Genomic DNA, 5,485 nt, shown 5'->3' on the forward strand with positions numbered 1-5,485 from the left:
AGAAAAACCACCCTGTTTCATCGCGAAATCAATGACATGAGTGTTGTTCAGGGCGAACTACGTCCAGCACTCACAGCTACCATTCAACTAGTGTTCCGAGGGCGATTATCCTCGGTTGGGGCCTACTCGAGGCCATTGCGACTGGAGAACAAATCAACAACAAACATATCATCAATAGGAATAAATGCCTCAAAAAAACTGCGATACGTCGTCAAATTCGATGGACCTTCCATTGCAAAAGACCCGTACGATTCGGCTCTATTTTCGGTTGAAGATCGATGACGTGCGCCACTCTATTTTCAAGATAGCGGCAAGCCCAATTTCCTCGAGATACGGCTGCGACTTTTCCAACAGAAACAGAAATACATACTGCAACTCCTTCACGCTCAAATTGCACGGCGCTAGCGTCATATGACATAAGCGTCCAGCTGTCAGGCACATGCAGGCGCGTTTGCGCCCCGGAAGTTCGGCCGTGCCAACAATCAGAAACTGCCAGGCCACCGCCGACAAGGCTAACCTCGCGTCGTACTTGTACACTACGAAGTGAAAGCTCCCCGGCAACTCCACAGGCTGTAGATTCCGAGGGCGACGCAAAGCGGGCTGAGGCCAAGCGCCCTACCCGGAAAGCCCCTTTATAGCTCACGGGTTCAACCCCCCTTGCTGCAGGGCCATTGTGTTCTGCCGCAGCCCGGTCATGCATGCGACGCGGACCGGTCGAATACTGATATGTCCCGGGGTCGACGATAAAACGGGTTCCGGCTACGTCGACCTCAATCGACAAAAAATCAGCATGTCCATGACCGGGATTTGACGACGGGCCGATCGGTCCGGCATCAAATAACGCAAAGATATCACCGCGACAAAGGCGAGCATAACCCGCACTATCAAGCGTTTCAATCTCGGCAAATTTCGGGCTTGTAGAAATTTGACTCGGTTTTGGTACTTCTCCCAGCCAACTGTCATTGAACAGCGCGATGTCTCCATCCGGGTGCGCCATAAAGTGCCATGCGCGAATTGCCTGTTTCAGGCGCTCCGATGCCAAAACACGGGTTTTGGGCGAAAGGAAAGGCGTTTGGGCAAACACCTGAAGGGACATAACTGAGAGCCCTTGATACATCGCAGACCGCTCAACTGACATGCCATCCGAAAGAATAGTGTCTTGGATAATGGCGGTTACGTTGCGGTCTAACTGATGCACAATAGTGGGGCAGGGAGCTGGTACGTTAGAATAATAGAAGCACAGTGCCGCAAGGTTGCGCTCGACATGATTGTTATTTAACTCGTGTTCGATATTGGCAAGAACAAATCCTATGTTGAAGCGGAGAAATTCCTCAATTTCGCAGCAGAGCCTTTCGGGGAGAGAGCGACGGTTTCGAGCGACAAGGTAACCGCTAAGAATGGCAAGAATGCGGTGCGATACACTGTAGGGAAACCAATATGAGGAGAAACACCCCGGAGTCGAAAACGAAGCCTGTTCGCGGAAGCGGGCTAGAAGGTCCGCAACGGCCGCAAGATGCAAATCGTTCCCATGTATCAGCATCGGGCAGATAAAACCCATGTGGCCGAATTTTTGTCGCCACAAATGAAAGTCTTTCTCCGCGTCCACCGTATGGTGCCAATTGACTGATGCAGCGTTGCCGAAATCGGCGTGCTGCGCAAAATAGACAAACTGCCCGGCGGCAGCATTGTCGATATATGGCGCATAAATGCCGTTATAAAACGCTGCAACTGCAAGCGACTGCTCCGGCAAAGCCGGTGCGGGCACAAGCTTTTGCACCCGCGCGCTGACGCGCTCGATGTGCCACGCATACGCATTCGGCGCCACGCGGCACAGCTTGTTCCGCGCTAACCGCTTCATGTGGTAAGCCACCATACGGGGCGACAGCCGTGCCAAAGCCTGCAGTGTAATACGATCTATCATCAAAGCGCCTGTGTTGAACAACTCTTCACAAAATACCTGCTGCTACAGGTGCCTTGCGCCGAAACGCTCATGGCCGAATATTGCCCGGAATCGGGCCAATCGGGGTAAAGCTGGTTTTGGGCGTTGTTGCAATACCCTGCGGACCTGCGCCGTGAATCAACAAGGTTAACTCGTTGACGTGGAGAAGAAAATCCAGCGACAGATATTGCGGCCGGCCTTCGCGCAGCTCGCGTGCCATCTCTGCAACACCCACCAATTTGTCTTGAGCATAAACTTCGCGACGGCGTAACCATTCGATCATACGCTGCTTGAGCGACGATTTAAGCTGCTGATCCTTTTCGACTGCGCTAGATTTCCAGTTCTTCACCAACTTCAATCGGCGGCCGCTGATACCGAACAATCGACCCAGAAAAGGGTTGGCGCGGAGGGTCCGAAACTTTCGCGCATTGAGGCTGCGCCTGGTGAAGCGTTCGAGATAGACCGGCGACTGATAGTGGCGATAGCTGTCTGCGGACACTTCGCCTGCGTCACCGATCACTCGCATGCGGTGGTCACGCGGGGCCACGACAGTGGTCGATATCCGCGCCGCAGCGCCGTTAGCAAAGGTCAACAGCGCGACAGAATAATCGGGCGTACCAGACAGGCCCGGCGTTTCGGCAGACTTGTTCTCCAACAGCTCATTCGACATGGCGGCAACCGAAATCGCAGGCCCCAGCAGCGCGCAGATCCACACAAGGTGATAGCCTACATGTTCAAAAGTGCAGCCTTCGTGAATCTCTTCTGTCAATGGCCACGGTGCCCCCGTGGGGCTACGCACTTTCTCGAATTCCATCAGGTGGATGGGGTTGTCGTCCAACTCCGCATAAACCAGTCGCGGTTTGCCGATATGGCCCTGTTCCACCGCATCGAATATTGTTCGCACAGAGTCACTGTACACGTTCGATGGTGCCGCATACAGCCGAACCCCACGCGCAACCGCAAGATCGGCCAGCACCCTTGACTGATCCAAATCGCGTGTCAGCGGCTTTTCGGAATACACATGCTTGCCCGCCTCCAACGCGCGCCGCGACACTTCGAAATGTGATCCGATATTGGTCAGATTTATGACCGCATCGACCGACGGATCGGCCAACAAATCTTCATAGCTGCCATAAGTTGCAAAGCCGTAGTAATGTCTGATTCGCGCCATCCGGTCAGCATTGATGTCAAAGACGCCTGCAACCTTCAGTTCCGGGTGTGCCCGAAAGGTCCGCATGTAAATATCGAAAACAAATCCGCAGCCAACAAAGGCGATGTTCATCGAAAACTCCTCGAAGTGATAGTGTGCAGAAAATGCCTGCATCTGCTTCGACGAGAGACCTTGTCTCGCGAAGCCTGCGAGTTGTCAAGCGAACGTGTCAACTGCCGCAGCGCGCAACCTGCTCGCAACAGTGCCCGATTTCCTGCCAAAGAGCAACGCTCGCCCTGGGGTTAAAAATTGTTCAGTATCTCGTAAATTTATATACTTATCAATATATTGCAGCGTCTACCTACAAGCTCTGCCGCAACTACCGCACGCGCCGTCACTTGTGCTAGGGTCAGGACCCATTGATATTGCCCTTGCAGCATGATTCAGCCTCCGCGAGGAGACTGAACGATGAGCATCTTGGCAAAGCGGGCATAGGGGTGCAGCCGGGCAATCGGCCAAGCCTCGATCTGGCTCGGCGCGAAGACGCGGTCCATGGGATGCGGCTCGGGATGAGGGGGGGAAATCAAAAAAGCGCCCGTGAGGGGGGGCCTCCGGGCTCAATTCTTCGATGATCAAGGGGCGGATCAATCGAGGCAGGCCTGTCAACGGGAAAAGTGAAGCGGACTCAACGACTTCTCGCAAACAGGCTTCCAGAGGGTGGCCTCTGGCAACTTGGCCTTCCCGGGGGTGGCTTCCCTGAAGCTTGAACGCTGCCAGAAAAGTAGCCCGATCATCGAACCAGAAATGCGCCGGCAGACCCCTCCCGGTTCATCTCACCGCGCAACCTGGCGAGCCACCACTGCAAGCGCAAACTCCACAAGGTAATCATTGAGCGCCCGAGACGCGGCTGTGGCGGCCTCCGCATCTCTTTCAGAGATGGCCGTCAGAATGGCGCGGTGCAGATCCCGCCCGCGTAAGATATCGTTATTTTCCTCGCGCGCATGGACGATCCAGAACCGTCGCGACAACCCCTGCAATGGGAGCATCAGCGACCCGAGATAGCGGTTCGCGGCGGCATCGAGGATGAGCGCATGGGTTTCCCGGATGGTGTCGGTGTACTCCTGCAAGGTGAACTGGCCTTCCAGACGGGATGCCAAGCTTTGCATGGCCTCCCGCTGTGTCTTGCTGGCTCTCTTGCTCGCGAGGTCTACTGCCAGCACCTCAACGGCGCGGCGGACTTCAAGTCGGCTGAGCTGATCCTCGACTGTGATTGCCGGGATTTCGATCCCACGGCTGGCATGCACTCGGATCATGTAGCTGGGCGCCAGGCGCTGGATCGCCTCGCGAATCGGTGTCCGCCCCAAGCCGATGAGCTCGACGATGGTCCGTTCGGACACCATCGCCCCAGGAGCGAGTTCGCCCCGCTCGATCATGCCCTGCAGCACGGCAACCGCCTGCTCTGTCTTGTTCATTTCCGTCTCCAGCCCAACTGCGGCGCACCGCGCCGCTCTATATCAAGGCAGATTGACATACTACCGATATATTGCTCATATATTGTAAATCACAAACAAGGTCGAGAAGGACGCCGCCATGAAGTACTCGCCCGGTGCTGAACGCTGCCCATTGCCGTATTCGCCATTCAAGAGCTGCACCGTGCCGCGTCCGATCGGCTGGCTGTCCAGCCGCAGTGTCGCCGGGGTGGAGAACATCGCGCCCTACAGCCAGTGGCAGAACCTGACCTTCGATCCGCCAATGGTGATGTTCGCGGCCAACCGCTACCCGGACGGGCGGCGCAAGGACACGGTCCTGAACGCCGAGGAAACCGGCTGGTTTGTCTGGAACATGGCGACATTCGCGCTGCGCGAGGCGGTGAACATCAGCGCCATGGCTTTGCCGCCCGAGGAAAGCGAGTTCGACCGTATCGACGTGACCCGCATCTATTCCGACAACGGTGCGGTGCCGATGGTCAAGGAAAGCCCCTGCAAGTTCGAATGCCGGTACCTGAGCACGCACACGATGCGCGGCGCCTCCAACCACGGCACCGTCGATGTCGTCTTTGCCCAGGTGGAGACGATCCATATCGACGACCAAGTGATCCGGCCTGACGGTCGACTGGACATCACCGCGATCGAGCCAATCGCCCGGTTGGGATACTTCGACTACACCGTGATCCGCGAGACCTTCGAGATGCGCGTGCCCGGATCCGATGCCGACGCCCAAGCCGGATTGGAAGGCCGTGGCGGCAAGTGACTTTGCGATAACCACTACAACAAACTGCCCAGCCATGCGCGTCGAGGCGGACACACAACAGCGGAGGATTCTGAAATGACACATCGTAATGGCGTTGATGATGTGACCGCCCCCCGACGGCATCGATGTGCCAAGGTGGGTCTGCG

4 protein-coding genes are annotated in these 5,485 nt (G+C 56.2%); 1 reads left to right on the plus strand and 3 read right to left on the minus strand.

Annotation, left to right across the window (positions count from 1 at the left end; all coding sequences use genetic code 11):
- Window positions 1-211 precede the first annotated feature (211 nt).
- The 3 genes from IE101_RS19510 to IE101_RS19520 all read right to left on the minus strand — a co-directional run bounded on the left by IE101_RS19510 (window position 212) and on the right by IE101_RS19520 (window position 4,561).
- A complete protein-coding gene (locus IE101_RS19510; protein ID WP_189635506.1) occupies window positions 212-1,921 on the minus strand; it encodes a heparinase II/III family protein in 1,710 nt (569 codons plus the stop codon).
- A gap of 67 nt (window positions 1,922-1,988) precedes the next feature.
- Window positions 1,989-3,221 carry a Gfo/Idh/MocA family protein gene (locus IE101_RS19515; protein ID WP_189635507.1) on the minus strand — a complete coding sequence of 411 codons (1,233 nt, stop codon included), beginning with the start codon at window positions 3,219-3,221 and terminating at the stop codon, window positions 1,989-1,991.
- A gap of 701 nt (window positions 3,222-3,922) precedes the next feature.
- A complete protein-coding gene (locus IE101_RS19520; RefSeq protein ID WP_189635508.1) occupies window positions 3,923-4,561 on the minus strand; it encodes a GntR family transcriptional regulator in 639 nt (212 codons plus the stop codon).
- Between the two features lie 118 nt (window positions 4,562-4,679).
- Here IE101_RS19520 and IE101_RS19525 point away from each other — a divergent pair, with 118 nt between their 5' ends.
- Window positions 4,680-5,339, plus strand: a complete 660-nt coding sequence (locus IE101_RS19525; protein WP_189382657.1) for a flavin reductase family protein — start codon at window positions 4,680-4,682, stop codon at window positions 5,337-5,339.
- Window positions 5,340-5,485: the final 146 nt, after the last annotated feature.

This window comes from Gemmobacter lanyuensis, assembly GCF_014652355.1.
GTDB lineage: Bacteria > Pseudomonadota > Alphaproteobacteria > Rhodobacterales > Rhodobacteraceae > Gemmobacter > Gemmobacter lanyuensis.